This is a genomic window from Sporocytophaga sp. (assembly GCF_017745095.1).
Lineage (GTDB): Bacteria > Bacteroidota > Bacteroidia > Cytophagales > Cytophagaceae > Sporocytophaga.
This window is the reverse complement of sequence record NZ_JAGHZZ010000006.1, coordinates 50,032-74,180: the sequence shown is the minus strand read 5'-3', so window position 1 is coordinate 74,180 and position 24,149 is coordinate 50,032. Positions and strand designations below refer to the sequence as shown.

Annotated in this window: 26 protein-coding genes; 19 read left to right on the top strand and 7 right to left on the bottom strand. The window is 36.5% G+C overall.

The features are described from left to right. The first annotated feature begins 14 nt into the window (after positions 1–14). From J7604_RS10695 to trmB, 5 genes are all read left to right on the top strand, one after another. A complete protein-coding gene (locus J7604_RS10695; RefSeq protein ID WP_293895376.1) occupies positions 15–1,652 on the top strand; it encodes a hypothetical protein in 1,638 nt (545 codons plus the stop codon). Between the two features lie 2 nt (positions 1,653–1,654). Further along, positions 1,655–2,743, top strand: a complete 1,089-nt coding sequence (locus J7604_RS10690; protein WP_293895373.1) for an SPOR domain-containing protein — start codon at positions 1,655–1,657, stop codon at positions 2,741–2,743. Between the two features lie 82 nt (positions 2,744–2,825). Continuing rightward, positions 2,826–3,731 (top strand): hypothetical protein, encoded by a 906-nt coding sequence (locus tag J7604_RS10685; protein ID WP_293895370.1) that lies wholly within the window; start codon positions 2,826–2,828, stop codon positions 3,729–3,731. Between the two features lies 1 nt (position 3,732). Further along, complete coding sequence (locus J7604_RS10680; protein WP_367113562.1) at positions 3,733–5,028, top strand: folylpolyglutamate synthase/dihydrofolate synthase family protein; 1,296 nt, start codon at positions 3,733–3,735, stop codon at positions 5,026–5,028. 20 nt (positions 5,029–5,048) lie between these two features. After that, positions 5,049–5,708, top strand: a complete 660-nt coding sequence (trmB, locus tag J7604_RS10675; protein WP_293895367.1) for a tRNA (guanosine(46)-N7)-methyltransferase TrmB — start codon at positions 5,049–5,051, stop codon at positions 5,706–5,708. Here trmB and J7604_RS10670 read toward each other — a convergent pair. Beyond that, positions 5,684–6,658: a 1-phosphofructokinase family hexose kinase gene (locus J7604_RS10670; RefSeq protein ID WP_293895364.1), complete on the bottom strand. Its 975-nt coding sequence runs from the start codon at positions 6,656–6,658 to the stop codon at positions 5,684–5,686. The two genes, trmB and J7604_RS10670, sit on opposite strands and share 25 nt — an antisense overlap. A 4-nt stretch (positions 6,659–6,662) precedes the next feature. Further along, positions 6,663–7,283 carry a hypothetical protein gene (locus J7604_RS10665; protein WP_293895361.1) on the bottom strand — a complete coding sequence of 207 codons (621 nt, stop codon included), beginning with the start codon at positions 7,281–7,283 and terminating at the stop codon, positions 6,663–6,665. 107 nt (positions 7,284–7,390) lie between these two features. Between J7604_RS10665 and J7604_RS10660 the strand changes: the two genes are divergently transcribed. The 11 genes from J7604_RS10660 to J7604_RS10610 all read left to right on the top strand — a co-directional run bounded on the left by J7604_RS10660 (position 7,391) and on the right by J7604_RS10610 (position 17,773). Beyond that, complete coding sequence (locus J7604_RS10660) at positions 7,391–7,708, top strand: co-chaperone YbbN (protein ID WP_293895358.1); 318 nt, start codon at positions 7,391–7,393, stop codon at positions 7,706–7,708. Between the two features lie 43 nt (positions 7,709–7,751). Beyond that, positions 7,752–7,994 carry a hypothetical protein gene (locus J7604_RS10655; RefSeq protein WP_028982135.1) on the top strand — a complete coding sequence of 81 codons (243 nt, stop codon included), beginning with the start codon at positions 7,752–7,754 and terminating at the stop codon, positions 7,992–7,994. A gap of 78 nt (positions 7,995–8,072) precedes the next feature. Further along, positions 8,073–9,185 carry a tRNA 2-thiouridine(34) synthase MnmA gene (gene mnmA, locus J7604_RS10650; protein ID WP_293895352.1) on the top strand — a complete coding sequence of 371 codons (1,113 nt, stop codon included), beginning with the start codon at positions 8,073–8,075 and terminating at the stop codon, positions 9,183–9,185. Then, positions 9,178–9,867, top strand: a complete 690-nt coding sequence (locus J7604_RS10645) for a hypothetical protein (protein ID WP_293895349.1) — start codon at positions 9,178–9,180, stop codon at positions 9,865–9,867. Before mnmA ends, J7604_RS10645 begins: the two co-directional genes overlap by 8 nt. Next, positions 9,833–11,479, top strand: coding sequence for a S8 family serine peptidase (locus J7604_RS10640; RefSeq protein WP_293895346.1), 1,647 nt, complete (start codon positions 9,833–9,835; stop codon positions 11,477–11,479). Before J7604_RS10645 ends, J7604_RS10640 begins: the two co-directional genes overlap by 35 nt. Positions 11,480–11,532: 53 nt before the next feature. Further along, positions 11,533–12,186 carry a ribulose-phosphate 3-epimerase gene (gene rpe / locus J7604_RS10635; protein ID WP_293895343.1) on the top strand — a complete coding sequence of 218 codons (654 nt, stop codon included), beginning with the start codon at positions 11,533–11,535 and terminating at the stop codon, positions 12,184–12,186. A gap of 31 nt (positions 12,187–12,217) precedes the next feature. After that, entirely contained in the window at positions 12,218–14,653 is a 2,436-nt protein-coding gene (locus J7604_RS10630) for a carboxypeptidase-like regulatory domain-containing protein (protein ID WP_293895340.1), read from the top strand. A gap of 26 nt (positions 14,654–14,679) precedes the next feature. Continuing rightward, the gene (locus J7604_RS10625) at positions 14,680–15,270 is read left to right on the top strand and encodes a penicillin-binding protein activator LpoB (protein ID WP_293895337.1); all 591 of its coding nucleotides are present in this window, start codon (positions 14,680–14,682) and stop codon (positions 15,268–15,270) included. A gap of 22 nt (positions 15,271–15,292) precedes the next feature. Further along, a complete protein-coding gene (locus J7604_RS10620) occupies positions 15,293–16,687 on the top strand; it encodes a hypothetical protein (protein ID WP_293895334.1) in 1,395 nt (464 codons plus the stop codon). 55 nt (positions 16,688–16,742) lie between these two features. Next, complete coding sequence (locus J7604_RS10615; RefSeq protein ID WP_293895331.1) at positions 16,743–17,054, top strand: hypothetical protein; 312 nt, start codon at positions 16,743–16,745, stop codon at positions 17,052–17,054. 5 nt (positions 17,055–17,059) lie between these two features. Then, positions 17,060–17,773 carry a diphthine--ammonia ligase gene (locus J7604_RS10610; protein ID WP_293895329.1) on the top strand — a complete coding sequence of 238 codons (714 nt, stop codon included), beginning with the start codon at positions 17,060–17,062 and terminating at the stop codon, positions 17,771–17,773. Positions 17,774–17,807: 34 nt separating this feature from the next. On the opposite strand, the gene J7604_RS10605 is transcribed toward J7604_RS10610, so the two are convergent. After that, on the bottom strand, positions 17,808–17,966 hold the full coding sequence (locus tag J7604_RS10605; RefSeq protein WP_293895326.1) for a hypothetical protein: 159 nt from the start codon (positions 17,964–17,966) through the stop codon (positions 17,808–17,810). A 155-nt stretch (positions 17,967–18,121) separates the two neighbouring features. Between J7604_RS10605 and J7604_RS10600 the strand changes: the two genes are divergently transcribed. The 3 genes from J7604_RS10600 to J7604_RS10590 all read left to right on the top strand — a co-directional run bounded on the left by J7604_RS10600 (position 18,122) and on the right by J7604_RS10590 (position 20,785). Further along, positions 18,122–19,192, top strand: a complete 1,071-nt coding sequence (locus tag J7604_RS10600) for an o-succinylbenzoate synthase (RefSeq protein ID WP_293895323.1) — start codon at positions 18,122–18,124, stop codon at positions 19,190–19,192. A gap of 18 nt (positions 19,193–19,210) precedes the next feature. Further along, on the top strand, positions 19,211–19,990 hold the full coding sequence (locus tag J7604_RS10595) for an SDR family oxidoreductase (protein ID WP_293895321.1): 780 nt from the start codon (positions 19,211–19,213) through the stop codon (positions 19,988–19,990). Positions 19,991–20,062: 72 nt separating this feature from the next. After that, positions 20,063–20,785, top strand: a complete 723-nt coding sequence (locus J7604_RS10590; RefSeq protein ID WP_293895318.1) for a VIT1/CCC1 transporter family protein — start codon at positions 20,063–20,065, stop codon at positions 20,783–20,785. 200 nt (positions 20,786–20,985) lie between these two features. Here J7604_RS10590 and J7604_RS10585 read toward each other — a convergent pair whose 3' ends face one another. From J7604_RS10585 to J7604_RS10570, 4 genes are all read right to left on the bottom strand, one after another. Continuing rightward, positions 20,986–21,408 (bottom strand): hypothetical protein, encoded by a 423-nt coding sequence (locus J7604_RS10585; RefSeq protein WP_293895315.1) that lies wholly within the window; start codon positions 21,406–21,408, stop codon positions 20,986–20,988. A gap of 73 nt (positions 21,409–21,481) precedes the next feature. Continuing rightward, positions 21,482–21,868, bottom strand: a complete 387-nt coding sequence (locus J7604_RS10580) for a RidA family protein (RefSeq protein ID WP_293895312.1) — start codon at positions 21,866–21,868, stop codon at positions 21,482–21,484. 26 nt (positions 21,869–21,894) lie between these two features. Beyond that, positions 21,895–22,662 carry a cyclase family protein gene (locus tag J7604_RS10575; RefSeq protein ID WP_293895309.1) on the bottom strand — a complete coding sequence of 256 codons (768 nt, stop codon included), beginning with the start codon at positions 22,660–22,662 and terminating at the stop codon, positions 21,895–21,897. Between the two features lie 7 nt (positions 22,663–22,669). Then, positions 22,670–24,109 carry a carotenoid oxygenase family protein gene (locus tag J7604_RS10570; protein ID WP_293895306.1) on the bottom strand — a complete coding sequence of 480 codons (1,440 nt, stop codon included), beginning with the start codon at positions 24,107–24,109 and terminating at the stop codon, positions 22,670–22,672. Positions 24,110–24,149: the final 40 nt, after the last annotated feature.

Below are 24,149 nucleotides of genomic sequence, written 5' to 3'. Positions count from 1 at the left end.
GAAAAAATACTTTTATGAGATCATTTAAAATAGCAGTTATTTTAGCTGTTGCTGTTTCATTTTTTAATATTGCTTTTGGTCAGGGCGAAATTGAGGACAAGGTTGTGATCTATGATAAAGAATTGAAACTTGATCTTCCGGAAGCTACCAGAAACTTTGAGAAAGTTCATTTTGATGTGAAGACACCTCCGACCAAGCCTCAGGAATATAAGCTTGAGGAAGTGAAATTAAACTTACCTAATCTTCCAAGTAAGATAAAATTGCTCATGATGCCGGATGAACCTCTTAAGAAGTTTTATGGTAATTATGTGAAGGCAGGTTTCGGTAATTACGGAACTCCTTATCTGGAAGCTTTTATAAACAGTAAGAGAAGCGAGAAATATCTTTACGGACTTCATTATAAGCATTACTCATCCAAAAATGGTCCGGTTGGAAAATCATTGTCAGGCATGAGTGAAAACCTCGCTGAAGCTTATGGTAAATATTTTACTTCAAATCAGGTAATCAGTGGTGGTATTGGATATTCCAGGATGAGATTCAATTACTATGGTGGAGATGAAAATCTATTGAAGTTACAAGATATAAAACAAGTCTATCAGTTGTTTAATATCAATGCAGGTGTTGAAAACCTTGATAAAACCAATCAGATCAGTTACAATCTCGGATTTAATTATTATCATTTAAGTGACCGATTCAAAGCAAAAGAAGGCGAATTTCTGACAGATTTTAATGGCGTTTACAAGCTGGATGAAGATAGAAAAGTCAATGTAGGAGCGGTGCTTTCTTTATCAAATAGAAAAGATTCAAGTAAAGTTAACAGAGCATTTTTTATGCTGAAGCCTTCATATTCCATGGTAATGGATAAAATAAGACTGAACCTTGGATTCAATGTTGCTTATACTAATGATTCAGTTAAGTCGGTGAAAGGCGTTCATCTATATCCTAATCTGAAAGCAGAGTATGATGTGTTAGATAAACAATTGATCGCTTATGCAGGATTGGATGGGGAAATGCAAAAAAATACATTGAGGAAATTTGTATATGACAATCCATATCTTGGGAATAATGCTGCGATTTTGCATACCAACAAGTCAATTGAGTTTTTTGTAGGAGCCAAAGGCCATGTTATCGGAAAACTGAATTATAATGCTAGATTCTCTTATCAGAATTATAAAAACCTTTATTTTTTCAATAATGGAAATCCTGATACCTCAAGATTTGTTACGCTATATGACAAAGGAAATACTTCTCTTACACAGTTGACAGGGGAGCTGTCCTATGATGTTTCAAAGGAACTGATGGTGGAGTACAAATTGAATTATTATGGGTACAATGTCAGCGACTTTGAGTATGCGTGGGAGAGACCATCTTTTTATACATCTTTCAGCGGAAGGTATAATTTAGAGAAAAAAATATTTATAAATGTTGATATTTACTATATTAGCGGATTAAAAGCCAAAAACTTTGTTAAGAATGAAGTCGTAAAACTAAAACCTATAACCGATCTTAATCTTAAGGTTGAATATAGATTTTCACCGGCTTTTTCTGCGTTTTTGGAATTTAATAATATATTATCTAAAAAATATCAAAGATATTTGTACTACCCTGTTAAAGGAATTAACATATTGGGTGGCGTAACTTACTCGTTTTGAAAATGATAGAAATTTACATAAAAGATTTACTCTATACCTATGATTGCGTGGTGATACCCGGATTCGGAGGGTTTATTACAAATTACTCTTCGGCCGATATTCATCCTGTCAGTAATAAGTTTATACCACCGGTTAAAAAAATTGCGTTTAATGGGCAACTAATCAATAACGATGGCGTATTGATAGGCTATGTGGCGGAGATTGAGGGTGTTGATAGGGTGCTTGCAAATCAAATGGTTGAAAATTTTGTAAGCAACCTTAAAGAAAATCTGAAAAGGTATAATCAATATTTTTTTAAAGGCATAGGAGGTTTCTTCTATAATGCAGATGGTTTGCTGGAGTTTGAGCCGGAGAATAAAATAAATTACCTGGATGATAGTTTTGGATTATCTGAATTATATTTCAAACCAATAGATAGAGATTCTAATATGGCAAAAGTACCAACCAGAGGCCTTAGACCTCCGGTAAAAAAAGCAGCAGAAAAACCAGAGCCTGTTACGCTGGATGAGAATGGTAATCCGGTTGCAAAAGAAAAAAACAAAGGAGTTAAAGTTATTTTAGTATTACTTCCAATTCTTGTTTTGGGAATTGCGGGAGCATTTTTATACAACCAGAAAAATAACAGCTTAAGCAGCGTTTTCCCATTTGACCTTCTTCATAAAAATGAAGCTCCGGTTGCAGAGAAAGTTGAACCACTTATAAAAGACGAAGTTGCCGCAGAACCATCAGAAGTAGCAGAGGCTGTGGCTCCTGTTGCTGAAGCATATCAGCCAGAGCATAATAATATTGAATTAAGCGCAGATGTATCTTCTTCATCGAAAGCAGCTGAGCCGATTAAGACTCCTGCAATATCTGAGAAGTCTGGTCGTTTCTTTATCATTGTAGGTTCTTTTTCTAAAAGAGACAATGCTTACAGACTTAAAAAGAAATTTGACAAAGAAGGTGTAGATGCTACTTTAATTAAGCCATCTAAAACCAACAAGTTTTATAAAGTTTCTGTAGCGGATTTCTCTGATAAAGAAGAAGCTAAAAGCAAACTGGAAGATTATAAATCAAAATACGGAAGCTCAACCTGGGTAATGACCTTTTAATTGCCTGAGAAAAAATCAAATCAGTTTGAACTATTATTGAAGTATGTAACTTAGTAGTTAACTTGAATTTGGAATAGAACGAATGGATAATCAGGAAAAACAGGATATAAAAAACGAAAGAATAGGGGCAATGACTTCCATTGGGATTCATTGCCTTCTTGCTATTTGTTTCTTTTTTCTTCTAGCCTGGGATAAGCCAGATCCTCTCATGGATGGAGATGGTGGAAAGGGAAAAGGAGGGGTTGTTTTGAATTTTGGAATTGATCCAGCAGGATATGGAGATCTTCAGAATACTGGTCCGGTCGGAGATTCAAAAAATGATGATCCTGCCCCTGGAGAACCAGCACCAAATGAGATGGTGGATGTAGAAGAACCTGTGGCTGAAGAGATTCCTGAAAGTACTGAAGGAGAGATCGTAACTGGTAGCGAAGAAAGTGCATATCAGTTGGAGGAAAAGAAGAAGGAAGAGCCAAAAAAGAAAGTAGAAAAGAAGGATTTAGAGATAAAGGAGCCAAAGAAAGAGCCTAAAAAGGAACAGACTGTCACTTCCCAAGCGCTTTTCCCTGAAAAAACAGGAGCCGGAGGAACTTCTGGAACCAGCCAATCAGGATCCAATAATAACGGAGATAGAAAAGGTAAAGTAGGTGATCAGGGTGACCCTAATGGTTCTATAAATTCCAATGCTCTATATGGTACTCCAGGTGATGGAAGTCCGGGTCCTAGGCTGGAACTTACAGGTTGGAATCTGGCATTCCGTCCGGAAAAAGATCAGACAAATGAAAACGGAAAAATCGTTTTTAATATAGAAGTTGATGAGGAAGGAGAATTGACGAGAATTACAGTTCTTGAAAAAACAGTTAGTCCTTCTCTGGTAAAATATTATCAGGATGAAATAGAAAGAAAATGGAGTGTAGAGCGGACAAGAGACAATGTAAAGCCCCCGCCGAGAGCTTCAGGAAAATACACCATTATTGTGCGGTCGAGATAAAGTGAATTCATTTAAGGAAACAGTAAAATATTTATATGAGAGCCTGCCTATGTTTGAAAAGGTGGGCTCCTCTGCTTTAAAGAGTGGCCTTGATAATATAAGTGCGCTTTGCGAGGCTCTTAATAATCCCCAAAATAGCTTTCCTTCAGTTCATATTGCCGGAACAAACGGTAAAGGAAGTTCATCTCATTTTCTTGCTGCTGTATTGCAGTCTGCGGGATATAAAGTTGGTCTATTTACCTCTCCACATCTGAAAAGCTTTGCCGAGCGCATTAAAGTCAATGGTGAGAATATTCCGGAAGAGGTTGTTGTAGACTTTGTTCAAAGTCATAAAGGACTTTTTGAAAAGTTAAATCCTTCTTTTTTTGAAATGACCACCATACTGGGATTTGACTATTTCAGATCTCAGAAGGTTGATATCGCTATTATTGAAACAGGACTTGGTGGAAGATTGGATTCAACCAACATCGTTCAACCACTTGTATCCCTAATCACAAATATCAGTCTGGATCATCAGAATATTTTAGGAGATACATTACCTCAGATTGCGGGTGAAAAGGCTGGAATTATTAAAACTGACATTCCAGTGGTATTAAGTGAAAGACAAGAATCTGTCGCAGATGTATTTATTCAAGTTGCTCAAAAACAAAAATCTCCAATTACTTTTGCATCATCTGAATTCAGCCTGATCAATAAAAGGCTTGAGAATGGAAATCTGATATTGGATATATTCCATAATGGCAACTTAATTTATAAAGATTTGAGATCAGGTCTTCCTGGCTTGTATCAGCTGAAAAATCTGGCTGGTGTCTTGAAAACAGCAGAGATTTTAAATCAAAAGGGATTTGAAATTGATGAAACAGCAATCCGAAAAGGGATCAAAGAAGTTGTGGCTCTTACAGGTTTGAAAGGTCGCTGGCAGGTGTTAGGTATTGATCCTATGGTTGTATGTGATACAGGGCATAATGAAGCTGGAATAAAGGAGGTTTTGAATCAGCTTAAATGTTATTCATACAAAAGGCTCTTTATTGTTTTTGGAATGGTAAAGGATAAGGATGTTTCGAAAATACTAACGCTTTTGCCAAAAGATGCAATCTATTATTTTTGTATGCCAAAGATTCCGCGTGCTCTTGAAGCCGAAATATTATTTCAAGAAGCAGTGAAGTTTGGTTTAAAAGGCACAGTAGAGAAAGATGTTAATGTTGCTCTTCAAAAGGCGCAGGCAGCAGCGTCACAAGATGATTTTATATTTATCGGAGGAAGTACATTTGTAGTATCCGAATTGGACAATTTATAGTTAGTAGTACTTATTAAAAAATGGGAAAGAATAAATTAAAAAGGTTTGCCGTAAATGCTCAAAGAAGAAATGTAGTAGAGCCAGGTAAGGAGATATTTGAGAAGATTAAAGGCAATTGGAACAACTTTTTTGATAATGAAAATGAAATAATACTAGAACTGGGATGTGGAAGAGGAGAATATACAACAGGTTTAGCATCACTTTTCCCTCAAAAAAACTATATAGGTGTTGATATTAAAGGGGCGAGAATCTGGAAAGGAAGCTGTGTTGCTGAAGAAAATAACCTTACTAATGCTGCATTTCTGAGAATTAGGATGTATGAGCTTGAAAATTTCTTTTCAGAAGGAGAAGCTGATGAGATCTGGATTACCTTTCCTGATCCAAGACCAGTTGACAAGCATGAAAAGCATAGATTGACTTATCCTCGATATATCGATAGCTATCTCAAGATTTTAAAACCAGGAGGGATACTTCACTTAAAAACTGATAACCTTCAATTGCATGAATATACATTGGCGGTTATGGAAAATTATAAAGATCGTATAAAATCAATTATTCATACAGAAGATCTTTATAATTCCCCAATGCTTTCAGATCATTATGGTATTCAAACAACTTACGAACGCCGGTTTTTAATGGAAAATGCGCTGATTAACTATTTAAAAGTAGAGTTCAACTGATCGGGTTGACCTCTTTTTTCCATTGTATTGATCCAATTATAAAGTGTATTGACATCTTCAAGATTACACAGTTCTGTACCAGGATTCATAGTGGCGGCAGTTCCGCAAGCAATTCCATATTTCAGAGCATCCAGATGACTCCACCCTCTTGAAAGAGAAAGCACTATACCTGCAACCATACTGTCTCCAGCTCCCACAGTACTCTTTTTAGCAGCAGAAGGAGCAGATATATGGTCTACCCCATCTTTTGATGCAATAAAAGCCCCGAAAGCTCCAAGCGAAACTACCATTATTTCTATCTTGTGTTTTTTGATTATTTCAAGAGCCGCTTCTTCCTGCTGATGAATGGTCTTTAATTCGGATCCAATTAATTCGCTAAGCTCTTTTACGTTAGGCTTCAAAAGATAAATACCTTCGTTGATTGCCTCTTTTAAGGCTTCACCTGAAGTATCAAGGACCAGTTTTGCATTTTTTCGCTTACCTATTTTAGCAAGCCTTGCATAGAAGTCGGAAGGAACGCCTGGAGGCATGCTGCCACTGGCAACCAGATAATCAATTTTTTCTCCATGAGCATCTATCTCATCAAGACACTTCATCCATTCTGCCTGAGAAAGTGGAGCACCAGGCATTCCAAATCTGTATTGCCTATTGGTAGTTGTCTCAACCACGATGAAATTTTCCCTGCTCCAATGCTCAACTTCAATAGGATATTGGTTGATGCCTTCCTTATTTAAAAGTTGATTCAATAATTCTCCCGTTGGTCCGCCTTTGGGATAAACGGCAATAGAATCACCACCAAGTTTTTTAATTGCCCTGGAAACATTAATTCCGCCGCCACCTGGCTCGTGAACAGGTTCTGAACATCTTAGTTTGTGCTCCGCATATACATGATCTACAGTGCAGCTTTTGTCAATGGTAGGAGAAAGTGTTAGCGTAAAAATAGTTTTCATCTTGTCAGTCATTTACTTCCAGTTCTTCTAATATTTCAGATAATTCGGAAAAATCTTTAAGTCCGGGTTTTATTTCTTCCCCACCTTTTAGAGCAATCCCTGATGGGTTTATTGTGTCAATAATGAGTGGTAAAGCAGATTGCTGAATACCAAATCCTAGAATGATGGGAAATTTTTGGCAAATATCTCCAAGTAAATCCTTCATATCATTCAACTCAGGCTCTGTATTATTTTCTAACAGGAAATAGGCAACCATGTTTTCATATTTTTTTAATACTTCAATAGTTTCAGAAGGCTTTTCATTATTGAAGTCAATTTTTAGGATTACAGGTTTTTTCAGTCCTGGTAAAAACTCTGGATGTATTAAATGATTGAGCTGCACATAGTCAAGGTTCAGTTGCTCTGCCAGATAGTTCATGTTATAAATGTTGTCGCCAGCAAACTCCCCAACTACTTTAACCCCTGATATCCAGTTTACTATTTCTCGAATAGAGCTTAATTCTATAAATTTAGGATGGTTTTCATCCAGTGGAAATCCTACTAATTCAACCCCCATACCAGCACAATAGCGTGCATCACTTAGGTTATTTACTTCGCTTACCTTTACAAGAGTTTTTAATGCCATATCCCAATTACCGTTAAATAGTTCAAAAACAAATTAATTTAAAAATAAGTTAAAGTCGAAAGTTTCAGGAACATTTTTTCGGTATCTTTGGACTCAAAAATTAAGTTATGCCAGTTATAGCAGTAGAAGATTCTAATTTTGATGCGGAACTTGCAAAAAATCCCAATGTGATTGTGAAATTTTATGCGGATTGGTGCGGTTCATGCAAATTGTTTGCCCCGAAATACAAGAGATTATCTAATGACGAGAGATTTCCGGGTATCGTATTTCTTGAAGTGAATGCTGAAAGTAATCCTGAAGCAAGGAAGAAAGCTAATGTCAATAACCTTCCTACTTTCGCCACATTCCAAAACGGAGTTTTAGTAGAAACTCTATGCTCCAGTAAAGAAGAAGCTGTAGTAGAGGCACTTGAGAAGCTTAAATAGTATTGGAATGCAGGTCTGCATTTGGAAATAAAATAATACTTAAATGAAAATACCTGCGATAAAATTACTTGTAGAAAACTACACACCTTCAGACTTAAAACAGGCTGAAAATGACCTGATAGAAGGTGAGGCTCTAAAGATTTCTGTAGAGGGTGGGGATGAAGGAGAGCAACTTACGCACGTGATTGCGGCTCTTTGGATTATGGAAGAAATGAGTGCTAAAAATATTGAATTTAAAGAAGCGTTAAGAGAATACACAAAAAAAGTAAGGGAGTCTATAAACTGATTTTTTTCCCTCAGATTTAACTTATGCAATTTTAACCTTTGAGGTTACAGTTGAGATATTTCCCGAATTAATTATATAATGAGTACTAAAGGAAGAGTTTTGGTAGCTATGAGCGGCGGAATTGATAGTTCTGTTGCTGCTGTTATGCTTCATGAAGAAGGATATGAAGTGGTTGGTATGACTATGAAGACATGGGACTATGCGTCTTCCGGAGGTACTAAGAAAGAAACTGGATGCTGTAGTCTTGATTCTATTAATGATGCCAGAGATATTGCAGTAAAGCTTGGTTTTCCACATTATATCCTTGATATCAGAGAAGAATTCGGCGATTATGTAATCAACCATTTTACGGACGAATACCTTGCAGGCAGAACACCAAATCCTTGTGTGTTGTGCAATACACATATAAAATGGGATGCCCTGTTAAGACGTGCCGATAAACTTGGGTGTGAATTTATCGCAACTGGTCACTATGCTAATATCAGAAAGGAAAACGACAGATATGTGATATCTAAAGGCCTTGATGAAAATAAAGACCAGTCTTATGCTTTGTGGGGAATTTCTCAGGAAAGTCTGAGCAGAACAAGATTTCCGCTGGGCCACTTAAGAAAGACAGAAATCAGAGCCTTTGCTCAGGAAAGAGGGTTTGTAGATTTGGTAAATAAATCTGAATCATACGAGATATGCTTTGTTCCGGATAACGATTACAGAGGCTTCCTGAAAAGAAGAATTCCTGGCTTGGAAGATTCGGTTAGAGGAGGAGAGTTTGTGCTGGAAGATGGCACAATAGTAGGAAAACATGAGGGATATCCTTTTTATACAATTGGTCAGAGAAAAGGCTTAGGAATAGCATTAGGCTATCCTGTATTTGTTTCAGAAATTCAGAAAGATAAAAACCGTGTCGTGCTATCATCTTTAGAAAAGTTGGCTAAAGACGGAATGTTGGTGAAGAAGCTGAATATGCTTAAATATCCTGATCTAATTGGCAGAAAATTAGAAACGGTGACAAAAGTCAGATATAACGATGGTGGCACTCCTGCGCTTATTGAACAGGTCGGTGATGAAATGAAGGTACTTTTTCATCAGGGAGTAACTGCAATTGCACCAGGACAGGCAGCGGTTTTTTACGAAGGTAACGATGTGGTAGGCGGGGGATGGATTACATCAAGCTTTAGACAAAACAATGAATAGATTTTTCTCATTAATTTTCTTTTTTGTTGCATCTTTTTTAATTACCGGATGCTCTAGTGAACAGGATCCTGATGTATCCGACTATCAGTATTTCCCAATTGAAAAGGGAATGTATGTTCTATATTCTGTAGATAAAAAAACATATGGGGTAAGTGATTCGACTCATTCATTTTATTATCTCAAGGAAATTATTGGTGATACATTCAGAGCTGGCGATGAAGTAAAATACAGAGTGGAGAGGTATACTAAGAAAAGTCTAGCAGACCCTTGGTCCGCACAACCAGATTCTGTATGGAGCGAGTTTAACAGTAAGAATAATGTTACAAGAATGGAAAATAATATCAGGTTTATAAAGATGACTTTTCCTTTGGAAAATGATAAAACCTGGGATGGGAATGCTGAAAACACACTTGGACAAGAGTTCTACAAAGTAAAGGACCTCAAACGTACTTTCTATGTTGATACAATTTATTTCCCCAATTCTGTAAAGATTATCCAGGCTGATAATCAAAACCTGATTGAAAAGAAGTACAAAGTCGAGTATTATGCAAAGCATGTTGGCCTTATTTATAAAGAAAAAAGGATTTATGAATATGACCAGTCTTCTTCTGCTATAGGGAAATATGTTATAAAGACAGGAGAAACCTATGTTCAGAAAATATATGCTTACGGCAAAGAGTAAAGCAATTTTCTGCTTATTTATTTTTTTATCATTTCAAGGTCTCGCTCAGACTAATCTATACTTTGTTACATTTACTGATAAGTCTGCTTCCGATTATTCTCTAAATGCTCCTGAAGAGTTTCTTTCTCCGAAAGCGATCGCTAGGAGAAAGGCTCAAGGTATTCAGATTCAGGAAGAAGATTTACCTGTTAATAAAAATTACCTGGATTCATTGAATAAATTAGGTATTACAATCAAAGGATCTTCAAGATGGCTGAATGGTGTGATTGCAGAAACGTCGCAAGAGGTTTCAGAAGAAATCAGTAAAAAGCAATTTGTTAAATCAGTAGAGTATCTTCAACCAGCTGAAGAAGTTTCTAATCCATTAAGGCTTTCTTCTGTTTCATCCTCGGTTCATCAACAATCTTCATCTTCTTCTATTGACTATGGCCCTTCACTGACTCAAAACGCTATGATTGGAGTTCCTGCTATACATGCTGCAGGGTATTCAGGAGCAGGTAAGCTTATAGCAGTTTTGGATAATGGTTTTTTAAATGCCAATACACTTACATTTTTCAATCATTTATTTCAGGGTGAAAAAATTATAGGCACATATGATTTTGTTTCGGGAGAAGAGAATGTATATGATGATGGAAATCATGGAGTGAATGTATTATCGGTGCTTGCAGGTTTTGAAGAGGGTAAAATTGTAGGTCCCGCTTATAATGCTTCTTTTTTATTGTTGAGAACAGAAAACGATTTTTCAGAAACGATTCTGGAAGAGTATAACTGGCTCTTGGCAGCAGAATATGCCGACAGTGCAGGTGCTGATATCATTTCAAGCTCATTAGGATATAATACATTTGATTTTCCGGCGCAGGATCACACCTATGCAGATATGGATGGGAAGTCCACTGTGGTGACAAAGGCTGCTGAGACGGCCTTTGCAAAGGGAATGATTGTGGTGAACAGCGCAGGCAATGAAGGAAACAAATCATGGAAATATGTATCAGCGCCAGCTGACGGACCTTCAGTTCTTACTATAGGAGCTGTCAATTCAACAAAAAATTATGCTAGCTTCAGTTCGGTTGGCCCTTCGGCAGATGGCAGAATAAAACCAGACCTGACAGCAATGGGGGCAGGAGTATATGCGGGGAATCCGGATAATTCATTTTCAACTACCAATGGCACTTCATTTTCTTGTCCTCTAGTGGCAGGACTGGTTGCATGTCTTTGGCAGGCCAGACCTGACCTTTCTAATAAAGAAATTACAGATGCTTTGAAAAAAACAGCCTCAAAAGCAGAGAACCCTGATTTTCAATACGGATTTGGAATTCCTAACTTTGAAAAAGCCATAGCCTTTTCAAGCGCAGATACAGTGATTGCCGGACTTTTCCCAAATCCGGTATCTATTCCTGGAGAAGTAAAACTCATTATTGAAAATGATTTAGTCAGCAATGATGTGCAGGCTGAATTATTTGATTTAACAGGTAAAAAAATATTTGCCAAAACTTTATCAAAGGCAGAAAAAATAAATCAGATAACATTTCCCGGTGACATTCAGAGAGGTGTATATATCCTAGTGCTAAATAGTATTAGTGCAAATCAGGTAATAAGAATTATCCTTCAATAAATACGTTTTTCTTTAAGTTAACATCCTTTCATTTTATTTATATTTGTGGTCATATGAAACCGATTATAGCCCCTTCAGTTCTTTCTGCTGATTTTGCAAACCTGCAAAGAGATGTTACCATGATTAATGAAAGCCAGGCTGACTGGTTCCACGTTGATATAATGGATGGTGTTTTTGTTCCTAATATTTCTTTTGGTTTGCCAGTATGTGCAGCCATCAATAAGCATGCTAAGAAACCTCTCGATGTGCATTTAATGATTGTACAACCGGAGAAATATATTGAAGCTTTTAAAGATGCTGGAGCAGCTTATATCAGTGTTCATGCAGAAGCTTGCACTCATCTTCACAGAGTTATTCAGCAGATTCATGCTGCAGGATGTAAAGCTGGTGTGGCTATTAATCCGCATACTCCTGTAAATGTTTTGGAAAACGTACTGAATGACATTGATCTGGTTTGTATAATGTCTGTAAATCCCGGGTTTGGAGGACAACAGTTCATTACCAGAACCTTTGAAAAGATCAAACAGCTGGATAAGATGAGAGCAGAAGCTAAAGCCAATTTCCTGATAGAAATCGATGGTGGTGTTTCTGATAAAAATGCAAAGCAATTACTGGATACTGGAGCTAATGTACTGGTTGCAGGAAGCTTTGTATTTAACTCTAAGGATCCACAGGCTACAATATCATCTCTTAAATCTTTAGGATAATATTTTCCTGAAACCGTCGTTTAGAATTGAGATGGGTAAAAGGATTTTTTATTTTATTTTTTTGCTGGTTATATCCTCTTTGGTGGCTCTTGGTCAGGACAAAGAGATCGTTTCAGGACAAATTGTAAATGAGCAGGGAAAAGTTGTTCCTAATGCTGATGTTGTATTATACGACCAGCAATGGAAACCTGTATTTCACTTTCATTCTGATTCAGAAGGGAGATTTGCATTCAATATACAAGATGACTCTGTTTATACAATCGTCATATCCTTTCTTGGTTATGAAAATTTTGTAAAACAAATAAATCCTTCCGAAAGGAATGCCGGCACTATTGCTGTACAGCTGAAACCTGATATTCAGATGCTCAAACAAGTTGAGGTTAAAGGGAAATTTAGAGAGGAATCCGGAGGGCAGGTTAGTACAATCAAAATAGATCCTAAAATTCCAAAATATCTTCCATCTGCATTTGGTGATTTTAATAAAATCCTGTCCACAGTGGGGCTGGGCGTTGTTTCTAACAGTGAGCTTACTTCTCAATATGGTGTGCGTGGGGGGAATTTTGAGGAAAATCTGGTATATGTTAACGGAATAGAGATATACAGACCTTTCCTTGTAAGGAGTGGTCAGCAGGAAGGATTAAGTTTTATTAATCCGGATATGGTCGCTGACATAGAATTTTCTGCAGGTGGATGGCAGCCCAGATATGGGGATAAGCTGTCATCAATGTTAGCGGTAAAATACAGAGAGCCTAAAAACCTGAGGGGAACTATTACAGCGGGTTTGTTGAACAACGCTTTATATCTCGAAAACTCAGCATTTAATAAGAGGTTATCTATTTCTATTGGTGCCAGGCAGAAGTCATCGCAATACCTTCTTAAAACACTCCCTGTTAAAGGTCAATACAAACCAAAATTTTATGATATCCAATCTTTTATTTCTCTTGATTTAACTAAGAAAAGTAAGGCTGCAGAGTATGGAAAACGGACTACTTTGGGACTTTTATTAAGCTATTCAAAAAACAAATATCAAGTGTTTCCATCCAAGAGTAAGGTGCAATTTGGAACGCTTTATCAGGTGATGAATCTGACTGTTGATTTTGATGGCAAGGAAATCATGGAGTATGAGACTTTTCAAAGCGGACTTGTTTTCGCACACCAGTTTACCAAACGATTTAAAACAGAATTTATAGCATCAGGAGTCAGAACAATAGAAAGCGAAGGGTTTGATGTAGAGGCTGGTTATAAATTATATGAAATAGAAACAGATCCTAGCTCTGGTATTTTCCCTACACTTAATGCACCACTTATTATACGAGGCATTGGAACAAGCTTTGAGCATGGGAGAAATAACCTGAGGGCTTCAATTTTTAACTTTACTCACCGAGGTTACTATAATCTGAATTCAAAGAATAAGGTTGAATATGGATATACTCTTACTAAAGAGATTATTGATGACCGGTTAAGTGAATATTCTTTTATTGATTCTGCTTCTTATGTAACCCTGACGAGATATATAAACACTTCAGTTGATTTGAGTTCATGGAGAAATCAAGGCTATATTCAGGATACTTATACGCCTGACTCAACTCATATTTTAACTTATGGAGTAAGGTTGAATTATTGGACATTAAATAAGCAACTGCTTGTAAGTCCTCGTCTTCAGTATGGCTGGATACCTGCCTCAAAACCCAACTTAATGCTCAGAGCGGCTGCCGGTGTATATCAACAACCTCCATTCTACAGAGAACTGAGGAATTTTGATGGAGAGGTCAATACTAAACTTAAAGCGCAGACCTCCTATCATTTTATTGCAGGAAGTGATCTGAAGTTCATGTCATGGGGAAGAGAGTTTAAATTTATATCAGAAATTTATTATAAATACCTGACAAACGTTGTGCCTTACGATGTTGATAATGTCAGATTGAGATATTATGGTCAGAACCTTGCAAATGCGTATGCTGCAGGAATAGACTTCAGAGTCAGCGGGGAATTTGTTAGAGGAGAACAGTCTTGGTTCAGTCTCAGTTTATTAAAAACAATGGAAGATGTTCAGGGAGACAATCGCGGGTATATAAGAAGGCCTACAGATCAAAGGGTAACAGCTGCGATTTTCTTTCAAGACCACTTGCCTAATAACCCTACAATAAAAATGTATTTGAATCTGGTGTATGGCTCAGGATTACCATTCGGCCCTCCTGAAAATAAAAACTTAAGAGCCACGGCAACTACTCCGTCATACAGAAGAGTAGACATAGGTTTTTCAAAATTATTAACTATGCAGGATAAAGAAGTATTGAAAAAGTCTCTCTTTGAATCACTTTGGTTAAGCTTCGAAGTACTTAATCTATTTGGGGTAAATAATACAATCAGTTATTACTGGGTTAGTGATTTTCAAAATCATCAATTTGCTGTTCCGAATGCTTTATCGGCAAGGTTTTTGAATGTCCGCCTGATAGCGAAATTTTAAACATACAAGAATAAACAATGCATACAATGAGAATTTCCTTTAAAGTTATTTTCAGCCTTCTTACAGTATTGATCCTTGCCGGTTCATGTACTAAAAAGACGGTTACAAGGGTAAGTCCTGATCAACAGATCGATCTAAGTGGCCGCTGGAATGATGTAGATTCAAGGCTGGTAGCTGAAGAAATGGCTAAGGATATGATTAACAGACCATGGAGAAATGACTTCATGGCAAGAAATAATAAAAAGCCAACTATTATAGTGGGTGTAATCAGCAATAAAAGCCATGAACATATTGATGCTCTTACTTTCATTAAAGACCTTGAAAGAGAATGTATCAATACAGGTACTATAAGAGTTGTTCAAAATGCTGAATTCAGAGAAAAGTTAAGAGAGGAAAGAGCAGATCAACAACAATTTGCATCTCCTGAGACTCAGAAAAAATGGGGTAGAGAGCTTGGTGCTGATTATATGGTATTCGGTACGATTAATTCAATTGTGGACTCTGAAGGTAAGAGAAAAGTAGTGTTTTATCAGATCAATCTTGAACTGGCTGATCTTGAAACCAATGAGCTTGTTTGGATCGGGGACAAGAAAATTAAGAAATACATAGTTAATTAAGTAGACTAAGTACCGGTGGGGGATGGGACGAGTTATAATTTGTTTGATTTTTGCAGGCTTGTGTTTTTCCTGCGTTTCCTATTATCAGAAAAATATTAAGTTCAATACTTATTTTGCTCAAGGACAACTCAAGGAAGCTGAGGATGTATTGGCTAAAGATAAAAAGGGGGCAAAGGGAAAAAACAAGCTTATTTATTATTTAAACAGAGGGGTTGTTGCTTCTATGCAAGGTAACTATAACGGAAGCAACGATCATTTTGAAGAGGCTTACAGAATTGCTGATAATCACCACAGAAACCTGCTGAATGAAGGAGTATCCTTTCTGACCAATCCTAAAATGGTCGAATACTACGGAGAGGAATTTGAACTCTTGATGATGCATTACTACATGGCATTGAACTACCTGAAGCTGGGACAGCCTGAAGAGGCGCTGGTAGAATGCAAAAGAATGGATATTCGTTTAAATCAGCTAAGTGATAAATACAAATCAGATAATAAATATAAAAGAGATGCATTCATTCATCTTTTGATGGGAATTGTTTACGATGCTAATAAAGATTATAATAACGCCTTTATAGCTTATCGAAATGCTTTGGAGATATACCAGGCCGATTATCAGAAGATGTTCAATCTTAACGCTCCTGAACAGCTTAAACAAGACCTTTTGAGAACTGCTTACCTCAGTGGTTTTAATGAAGAACTTGTCAAGTTTGAAAAAGATCTTGGGATAAAATATCAGCCATCGGCGGGAAAAGATGAAGGCGACCTTGTTTTCATCTGGCATGATGGTCTTGGGCCTGTTAAAGAAGAGTGGAGTATCAACTTCAGTATTGTCAGAGGAGAGGGAGGTATAGTTACTTTCGTTAATCCTGAATTGGGATTAAACTTTCCATTTGTTATTAACAATGAGGATTATCAATCCAGCGGCTTAAGCAAGCTGGAATTTATACGTGTAGCATTTCCAAAGTATGTAGAGCGACCTTTAGTTTATGAAAGTGCAGTTTTATCAGGAGGAGGAAAGGAAGTTCCTTTACAACTAGCCGAAGATATCAATGCAATTGCTTTCAAGTCTCTAAAAGATCGAATGCTTTTGGAGCTGGGAAAATCCTTGCTTCGTCTTGGCCTAAAGAAAGCAGCTGAATATAAAATAAGACAGCAAAACGGTGATCTGGGAGCGGCTTTTAGTATTGTTAATGCCATATCAGAACAGGCCGATACAAGGAACTGGCAAACATTGCCACACAGCATTTATTATGCAAGGCTTAAACTTCCGGAAGGAAAACAAACTATTATCTTTTCACCAAAGGGAAGGCAAACTGAAAATAAACAAGAAATTTATGTAGAGATAAAAAAGAATAATACCAATTTTCAAACCTTCAGTTCGCTGGAAGCAATACCAGCACCTTTGTATTATTAATCTGAGTAATTTTCCCTCCATAATCTTTATATTTGATTTTCTAATATTGGTAATAATGCACAAGCGTTTTGTCCCCTGTGTGATTTTAATTTTAAGTTTAGGATTGTCTGCTAAGGCTCAGAAAGCTCCTCGTAAAAGAGAAAACAGTATTTTAATTAAAGAGTCGAAAGCAAAAGGTTCTTCCAATTATAAGCAGCAACTTGCCAGAGAAGATACAGTGAGAAATAAAAAAATTATCGTTGAATCTAGCGAAGACGCTTCTGGAGATAATAACTACAAACATCAGGCGGGAAAGGATAAAGCCAAAGGTCGATCTTTCTCCACTGTAATTCCTGGTAGTGACAGTAAAATAAAATCCAAAAAATAAAAAAAATGCAAAAAGCAATTTTTTGTTGGAGTGGAGGTAAAGACTCTGCTTTTGCTTTGTATAGAGCAATATCATCAGGGGAATTTGAGATATTGGCTTTGCTTACGACTATCAATTCTGCCTTCTCAAGAGTTTCTATGCATGGGGTGAGAGAAGATCTGATGGACGTTCAGGCAAAGCATATCGGGATTCCATTGTATAAGGTTTATATACCTGAAGTGTGTTCCAATGAAGAATATGAAAAGCAAATGGAAGAAGCAATGTTATTCTGGAAAGAAAGGGGGGGGTCTCATATCATTTTTGGAGATATATTTTTAGAAGATCTAAAAAGGTACAGGGAAGAAAAGCTGGAAAAAGTGGGAATGAAAGCCGTATTTCCTTTATGGAAAGAGGACACCACTGAACTACTCTCTGGCTTTTTGAAATTAGGTTTCAAAACAATGATATGTGCAGGAAGCTGCAAAAATATAAGTGAAGAAATAGTGGGTGAAACTTTATCTGAGGAAATATTACGATACATGGCACCAGGCACTGATCCTTGCGGTGAAAATGGGGAGTTTCATACATTTGTCTATGCTGGACCAATATTCAGGAATGAGCTAAATATAGCCTGTACAGAAAAAGTAGTAAAATATTACAAAGTAAAAAAAGAAACAGAAGGCAAGATAGAGGAAGAAGAACTAGGATACTGGTTCGCCGACATAAATTTGAAGGAATAAAAAGTGATAAACCTTTTTATTCCTTCAGTATATCTTAATGCTGGAAATTATAGTAATATCCTGATTTTTTCTTCTTAGATTTTTTTGCGCTTTTATGTTTTCCCGGTTTTTTAGGAGTAAAAGCAAATGACTCAGCCATGTTAGCTGTAACAAGAACTAAGGCCAGGATAAATATAACGTGAAGTTTTTTCATGATTAATAGATTTATTATTTCCCAAATAATTGACAATTTAATGAAAAAAATAGACTTATTGCAATTTTTAATAGAAAAAAACTTAGAGAATCATGCCACTAAAGACTTAATAGTCAAATAATATCGGTAAAATACAATTAGTAATATAATTTAAAATGGGCTTGAATTGTTTTTGGAAAAAATACACTCTTGATTTTAAGTTTGAGGCAGGGACTTCTCGGGGAGTGCTTACCACACATAAAGTACGGTATCTGATAATATCTTCGGAAAAGGATTTTTCTACATTTGGGATAGGAGAATGCGCGCCATTAAAAGGACTTAGTATCGATGATAGGCTTGACCTGGATGAAAAACTGGATGAAATTTGCAGACTTATTTCAAAGAAAAATTCTGTAGATAATTGTGAGGAAATTTACCAATACCTGCAAGAGTGGCCTTCCATTCGTTTTGCATTAGAAACTGCTTTACTGGATTTGCAGCATGGAGGAAAGAGAAAACTGTTCGAAAGTGACTTTACTTCCGGATCTAAGGGCATTCCTATCAATGGTCTGATCTGGATGGGCGACTTTAACTTTATGGAAAAACAGTTGTGGGAAAAGCTGGAACAAGGATTTAACTGTATCAAGATTAAGGTTGGTGCAATAGATTTTAATAAGGAATGCAGCCTGCTTGAAAAAATAAGAACCAAATTTTCCCCCGAACAGATTGAGATCCGCCTTGATGCAAATGGAGCCTTTACGGATAAGGATGCTGAAAACAAGTTAAAAGAACTCTCAGCATTTACAATTCATTCTATTGAACAACCTATAAAGGCTGGTCAGATCGAATTGATGAAGCATCTTTGCACTTTAAATATCATACCTGTCGCACTAGATGAAGAGTTGATTGGTGTACACGCAGAAGATACAAAAAATGAATTACTGCAAAAGATTAAACCTCAATACATAATACTTAAGCCTACACTTCTTGGAGGATTTCAGCAGTGCAGAGAATGGATTAAAGCAGCAGATGAAGCCAAGACTGGCTGGTGGCTTACCTCTGCTCTGGAGTCTAATGTCGGCCTTAACGCTGTAGCTCAGTTTGCATTTACCCTGAACTCACCAATGCCGCAAGGATTGGGAACTGGAAAGCTTTATCATAACAATATTGATTCTCCTCTTGTTATTCAATCAGGATCTCTATACTACGATCCTTCACAAAATTGGAATTTTAATCCCTTGTTTTAATGGCAATAGTAGGATGATATGAGGTATACATTAATTACCGGAGCAAGCAGAGGTATTGGCCTGGCAATGGCAGAATACTGTGCGGCTAAAAACTTAAATATGGTTCTTGTTTCAAGATCTGAAAATAAACTTTGGGAAATAGCTGCAAGACTAAAAGCTACAAAAAAAATTGATGTAAAAGTTTATCCTGCAGACCTTACAGAAAGTGGTGTTTGTGAGAAACTTTATGACTGGTGTGTAAAGGAAGGAATCAACGTGAATATGCTTATCAATAATGCTGGAGCAGGTTTGTATGGAAAGTTTTCTTCATTATCACTGGAAGATCAGTTAAATCTGATAAGGCTAAATCAATGTGCTTCAGTGTCGCTGATTTATAACTTTATTCCGATGTTAAAAAAAGCAGAGGGTGGCTATATTATGAATGTAGCAAGCACTGCATGTTATCAGCCAATACCATTTATGAGTGTGTATGCAGCTACTCAATCTTTTCTGCATTCATACACTCTGGCTTTACGTGAAGAATTAAAGCCTTTTAACATATCTGTCAGTTGTCTTTGTCCTGGCCCTACTGCAACTGATTTTTTTGAAGAGGCAGGATTAAAAAATCTTCCTGTAGATTCCAGTGAAGTAAAAATGTCTCCTGAAGAAGTAGCTGAGATAGCGGTGGAGGGCATGCTGGAACATGATTCTGAAATTATTCCGGGAACAAGCAATATGTTTGGAGCCTATTTTAGTAAGATTTTTCCAAACAAGTTTATAGTAAGAACTTTAAACAGGCTTTTTGCTCCCAAAAATTAAATATTAGTGGTTGGTTTGTTTTAAAAATTCATTTTCAATTTATGGAAATGAATTTTTTTTTATATTGAAATTATGGAAGACAAGCTACACTCAGGCGGGAACATTTTATTTTTTAACAAAGATTATATTTCCGAATTTGTTTACGGAGGTATTGATGGTGCAATTACCACATTTGCTGTAGTTGCGGGGGCTACAGGTGCAAACTTACCGATATCGGTAGTGATTATACTTGGTTTTGCCAATCTCATCGCTGACGGCTTCTCAATGTCTGTGGGAAACTTCTTTTCAACTAAAGCGGAGCAGGACACTTATGAAAAAAATAAAGCTGTTGAATACTGGGAAATTGAAAATATGAGGGAGAAAGAAATTGAGGAGGTAAGGGAAATTTATGAGAAGAAGGGATTCAAGGGAGAGCTATTAGAACAGGTTGTTGAAGTCATTATTTCTAATAAGGATGTATGGGTAGATACGATGATGAAGGAAGAGCTAGAAATGTCAAAAGACGAAAGAACTCCTTTTAAAACCGCCGGTATGACATTTTTATCATTTGTCACCATTGGACTGATTCCTTTACTAGCTTATGTTTTTGCTATTCTGAATATACTGGAGCCGAATAATCTATTTCTGGTAAGCTGTATTCTCACTGGTATAGCTCTTGCAATTGTCGGTAGTTTAAAGAGTGTAGTTACTGAAAAGAATAAAATAGTAGGGATATTAGAAACACTTTTCCTTGGAGGTATTGCGGCTTTCCTTTCATATTATGTTGGTGCTGTCCTTGAAACTATCTTTAAATAAAAGATCATAAAGTATAAATTCACCTGCATGTTTGGCAAGCGCTTAAATACTATTTTTTTAGGTTTAAAGATGTTTCCTTCAGAATATTTAATCCTTAATTAAAATAAGATTTATTTCAGCCTTTAAAGTTGATTTCAATAGAGACGCTATGCATCGCGTCTCTAACAGGTTACTTTTCATGATGCAAACTATAAATAAAACTAACGCCTTTCTGCACTCCAGATTTTACTGATCTTTCCGTCTGAATGGGAAACTTCTTCATATAACCCATTGATTTTGCCTCCTGAAATTGCCCCGTTCCATCGAATGGTGCTTCCGTCAGAGGGATTGAAGGAGGAAAAGGTAATACCTCTACTGTTGGTAGATCCTTTTATTTTGCCTCTGAAAGGTTTTTTCCCTTTGCTCAAAATTCTTCCTTCAACTTTACCAGAGTGGTCGATATTTATAAATAATTCAAATCTCCCATTTAAATTATTGGAGGCGAAAGATCCATAATAATGGCCAGCAGGGTTTAGGGATTCTTTATTCTGAAAAAATTCCCTGAGTGCCCAAAAAGTGACAAAAATACTTATAATTGCTGCTGCTGCTTCAACCTTCCTTAAAAATCCGTCATTACTGCTCATAGCATCTTCTTAATAAAATAAAAAGCCAACTGCTTTAAATTTTGTTTAGACATCAACTAAAAAATATGAGTCTTTACTGTGGAATAATGGCAGTAATTTCTATTTCTACCAGAAGATCAGGAGATATGAGGCGGCTTACTTCTACCATTGTAGCTACTGGATTTATACCAATAAAAAATTGACCATGTGCTTTGCCTATTTCTTCCCATTGCCTAATATCGGTAACATACATGCGTGTTCTCACCACATCTTTCATGCTACATCCAAAATGTTCAAGGCATTTTTCAATTTTTGAAAAAATAAAATGAGCTTGCTCGTAAGCATTTCCTAAGCCGATGACTTTATCTCCATCCATTGCAGTGGTACCTGCTACTTCTATTAGATTACCTATTTTTACAGCCCTGGAGTATCCTACAATGTCTTCCCATGGTGTCCCTGATTTTAGAATTTCTCTCTTCATTAATTAAATCTTTATGAAAAAATACATTAATTATCAAAAATAGCTACAACTCTTGCTGGTGCAGCTGAAGCGCCCTTTATCTTTAAGGGAAAGACAGCAACTTTAAATCCTGATGGAGGAAGTGCCTCAAGATTTATTAACTGTTCCATATGCAGATACTCATATTTTTGTCCTACAAGGTGGGCTTGCCAGAAGAGCTCTGGATCAGAGGTTTCTTTAGCTTTAGCAGCCATATATCTTAAAGGAAGATCAAAGCCCCATTGATCTATACCCATCACTTTTATTCCTCTTTCAATAAGCCATTCGGTTGCTTCTTTACTCATACCTGTTCCTTTATTTACATAGTCATCCCCCTGTATTTTTGAACGACCGGTTTTGATTAGGACAATTTTACCAGGAGATATTTCTGCTCCAGACTTTTTAAGGTCTGCTTGAATGTCATCTACTGTTATGATATCAAAGTCTGCTTTGTGGCTCATATCTATAACAATTCCTTCGCCATAAAGCCATTCCAGAGGAACCTCATCTATGGTCTTTGCTTTTTTTCCATTAACAGTTTCCGAATAGTGCCATGGAGCATCAATATGAGTGGTAGAATGTACGCCCATTCCAATGATTTTATCATCTGCCCATCCTGTAAACTTTGAAGGAAATAAACGGGCTGGAAGTCCCACAAAATAACGGATAAGAAAGGCACTATTTTTATGAGCTTTGTTTTTAATTTTTATCCTCATAAACCAAGGGTCCTTTTTATTGTATTCAATGGTTTTAGAGAGGTCGATAATACGTGACATTCTTTGTTTAAAATTTGGATGTATGCTTATTTTGGTAAAACATTCCATGCAAACCTATGGGCAGATGCACTGGAGCGTATGCTCTTGCAATTTCAGTAAAATCACTTGCGTTTAATAGCAAAAGGAAAGAAGATTGCTTTTGAATATCAAGTACCACCGATAAAATAATACCATCATCTTCAGAAGCACTTCCGGGCGTTCCTACAAAAAGGGGCTCGGAAGGATACATGCCTTTGTGATACCAAACCTTAATATCTTCTGAGCGGACATCTATTTTTACCAGCTGGTTGTTCACTTCAATATCTTCCGTTTCCTTTAAGCCAAGTCCATAGACATAATTATAAGATTTACATGCTCTTGTCATATTAAAAGAAGGCAGATCCAGAGGAATATCAGAAAGTTGAATAAGATCAACAGTTCCAATTTCTAAATTTATTTTAGCCCTATATAGCAGACTCATGCTTTCCTTCTTTAATCCGTTTTGTTTGAGCTTATCTAAATAAAGATCTTTGATTACAGAAGGATCATTGTACAAACACAAATCAATTATTACTTCATTAGCTTCTTCAAAAGCATTTACAGTATGGAAGAAAAAGAAGGGAGTAGATTTGAAGGTTTTAACTTCTCCATTCAAACGATTGACAAGATGGAATTTAGTGCCGTTTTCTGGCTTCCAGTGAAGGCAAGCTTCATAGGGCCTGTTAAGGAATCTGCTGAACATCAATTGCCAGATGTTGAGTTCAAGCGGTTGCTCAATGAATATAAAATAATTCTTAGTTAAGGCATAGCTATGAAAATATGTATGTTTAGGCGCAGATAAGGATCCGAAAGGTTTTCTTTCAAATGTAGATTCTGAAATTTTGACAAATGAGAAATTCCCTTTGGGACCAGGCTTTCCTAAGCAGTTAAAAATTTCTTTAGTATCAGGATCGTAGCAACTATGTGCCGCACTAAACATATAATCGTTTCCGAACTGGTCCGAAAATTTAACATCTCCTTTAGTTTCAAGTGTATTAATATCAAATTCCACCATTGAGGAGAAGTCTGATACAGCTGCAATTCTATTGCCATTTTTTAAAATGCTTACACTTGCATTAGATGCTTCGGGTTTCGTGAACGCACTGAAAAATTTATTGAATATGGATGCACAAGGATCTGCCACAGTGCCCCAGCTTCTGTTTTTTATATAATTTGCTGAAGTACTTTTTATATAATCGTTGGATTGAAGAAACTTACTTTTATAGTATACTTTTCCATCCTGAATTGAAAATTTATGAATCATAGAATAACCGTCAAACCAATGGTTCAGCTTATAGTCTCCAACTTCAAATTTAGCGGGTCCATTTCTGATAAGGTCACCTGAAAGCCATTCAGGTATTTGTCCTTCTACTGTCAATTTGCTATTAGGAGTTTCCTTTTCAATACTTTTATAAATGAGAGAATCCATAGTTGCTCGTGTTTAAAAATATGATTTACAGTCAACTTTT

What these genes read in the sequence shown, in the direction of transcription:
- J7604_RS10695 (WP_293895376.1), top strand. Translation starts at nt 15, where the DNA reads ATGAGATCATTTAAAATAGCAGTTATTTTAGCTGTTGCTGTTTCATTT.
- J7604_RS10670 (WP_293895364.1), bottom strand. Translation starts at nt 6,658, where the DNA reads ATGAAAACTATTTTTACGCTAACACTTTCTCCTACCATTGACAAAAGC.
- rpe (WP_293895343.1), top strand. Translation starts at nt 11,533, where the DNA reads ATGAAACCGATTATAGCCCCTTCAGTTCTTTCTGCTGATTTTGCAAAC.
- J7604_RS10610 (WP_293895329.1), top strand. Translation starts at nt 17,060, where the DNA reads ATGCAAAAAGCAATTTTTTGTTGGAGTGGAGGTAAAGACTCTGCTTTT.
- J7604_RS10690 (WP_293895373.1), top strand. Translation starts at nt 1,655, where the DNA reads ATGATAGAAATTTACATAAAAGATTTACTCTATACCTATGATTGCGTG.
- J7604_RS10585 (WP_293895315.1), bottom strand. Translation starts at nt 21,408, where the DNA reads ATGAGCAGTAATGACGGATTTTTAAGGAAGGTTGAAGCAGCAGCAGCA.
- J7604_RS10595 (WP_293895321.1), top strand. Translation starts at nt 19,211, where the DNA reads ATGAGGTATACATTAATTACCGGAGCAAGCAGAGGTATTGGCCTGGCA.
- trmB (WP_293895367.1), top strand. Translation starts at nt 5,049, where the DNA reads ATGGGAAAGAATAAATTAAAAAGGTTTGCCGTAAATGCTCAAAGAAGA.
- J7604_RS10630 (WP_293895340.1), top strand. Translation starts at nt 12,218, where the DNA reads ATGGGTAAAAGGATTTTTTATTTTATTTTTTTGCTGGTTATATCCTCT.
- mnmA (WP_293895352.1), top strand. Translation starts at nt 8,073, where the DNA reads ATGAGTACTAAAGGAAGAGTTTTGGTAGCTATGAGCGGCGGAATTGAT.
- J7604_RS10570 (WP_293895306.1), bottom strand. Translation starts at nt 24,109, where the DNA reads ATGGATTCTCTCATTTATAAAAGTATTGAAAAGGAAACTCCTAATAGC.
- J7604_RS10625 (WP_293895337.1), top strand. Translation starts at nt 14,680, where the DNA reads ATGAGAATTTCCTTTAAAGTTATTTTCAGCCTTCTTACAGTATTGATC.
- J7604_RS10600 (WP_293895323.1), top strand. Translation starts at nt 18,122, where the DNA reads ATGGGCTTGAATTGTTTTTGGAAAAAATACACTCTTGATTTTAAGTTT.
- J7604_RS10660 (WP_293895358.1), top strand. Translation starts at nt 7,391, where the DNA reads ATGCCAGTTATAGCAGTAGAAGATTCTAATTTTGATGCGGAACTTGCA.
- J7604_RS10655 (WP_028982135.1), top strand. Translation starts at nt 7,752, where the DNA reads ATGAAAATACCTGCGATAAAATTACTTGTAGAAAACTACACACCTTCA.
- J7604_RS10590 (WP_293895318.1), top strand. Translation starts at nt 20,063, where the DNA reads ATGGAAGACAAGCTACACTCAGGCGGGAACATTTTATTTTTTAACAAA.
- J7604_RS10615 (WP_293895331.1), top strand. Translation starts at nt 16,743, where the DNA reads ATGCACAAGCGTTTTGTCCCCTGTGTGATTTTAATTTTAAGTTTAGGA.
- J7604_RS10665 (WP_293895361.1), bottom strand. Translation starts at nt 7,283, where the DNA reads ATGGCATTAAAAACTCTTGTAAAGGTAAGCGAAGTAAATAACCTAAGT.
- J7604_RS10605 (WP_293895326.1), bottom strand. Translation starts at nt 17,966, where the DNA reads ATGAAAAAACTTCACGTTATATTTATCCTGGCCTTAGTTCTTGTTACA.
- J7604_RS10620 (WP_293895334.1), top strand. Translation starts at nt 15,293, where the DNA reads ATGGGACGAGTTATAATTTGTTTGATTTTTGCAGGCTTGTGTTTTTCC.
- J7604_RS10575 (WP_293895309.1), bottom strand. Translation starts at nt 22,662, where the DNA reads ATGTCACGTATTATCGACCTCTCTAAAACCATTGAATACAATAAAAAG.
- J7604_RS10580 (WP_293895312.1), bottom strand. Translation starts at nt 21,868, where the DNA reads ATGAAGAGAGAAATTCTAAAATCAGGGACACCATGGGAAGACATTGTA.
- J7604_RS10685 (WP_293895370.1), top strand. Translation starts at nt 2,826, where the DNA reads ATGGATAATCAGGAAAAACAGGATATAAAAAACGAAAGAATAGGGGCA.
- J7604_RS10640 (WP_293895346.1), top strand. Translation starts at nt 9,833, where the DNA reads ATGTTCAGAAAATATATGCTTACGGCAAAGAGTAAAGCAATTTTCTGC.
- J7604_RS10645 (WP_293895349.1), top strand. Translation starts at nt 9,178, where the DNA reads ATGAATAGATTTTTCTCATTAATTTTCTTTTTTGTTGCATCTTTTTTA.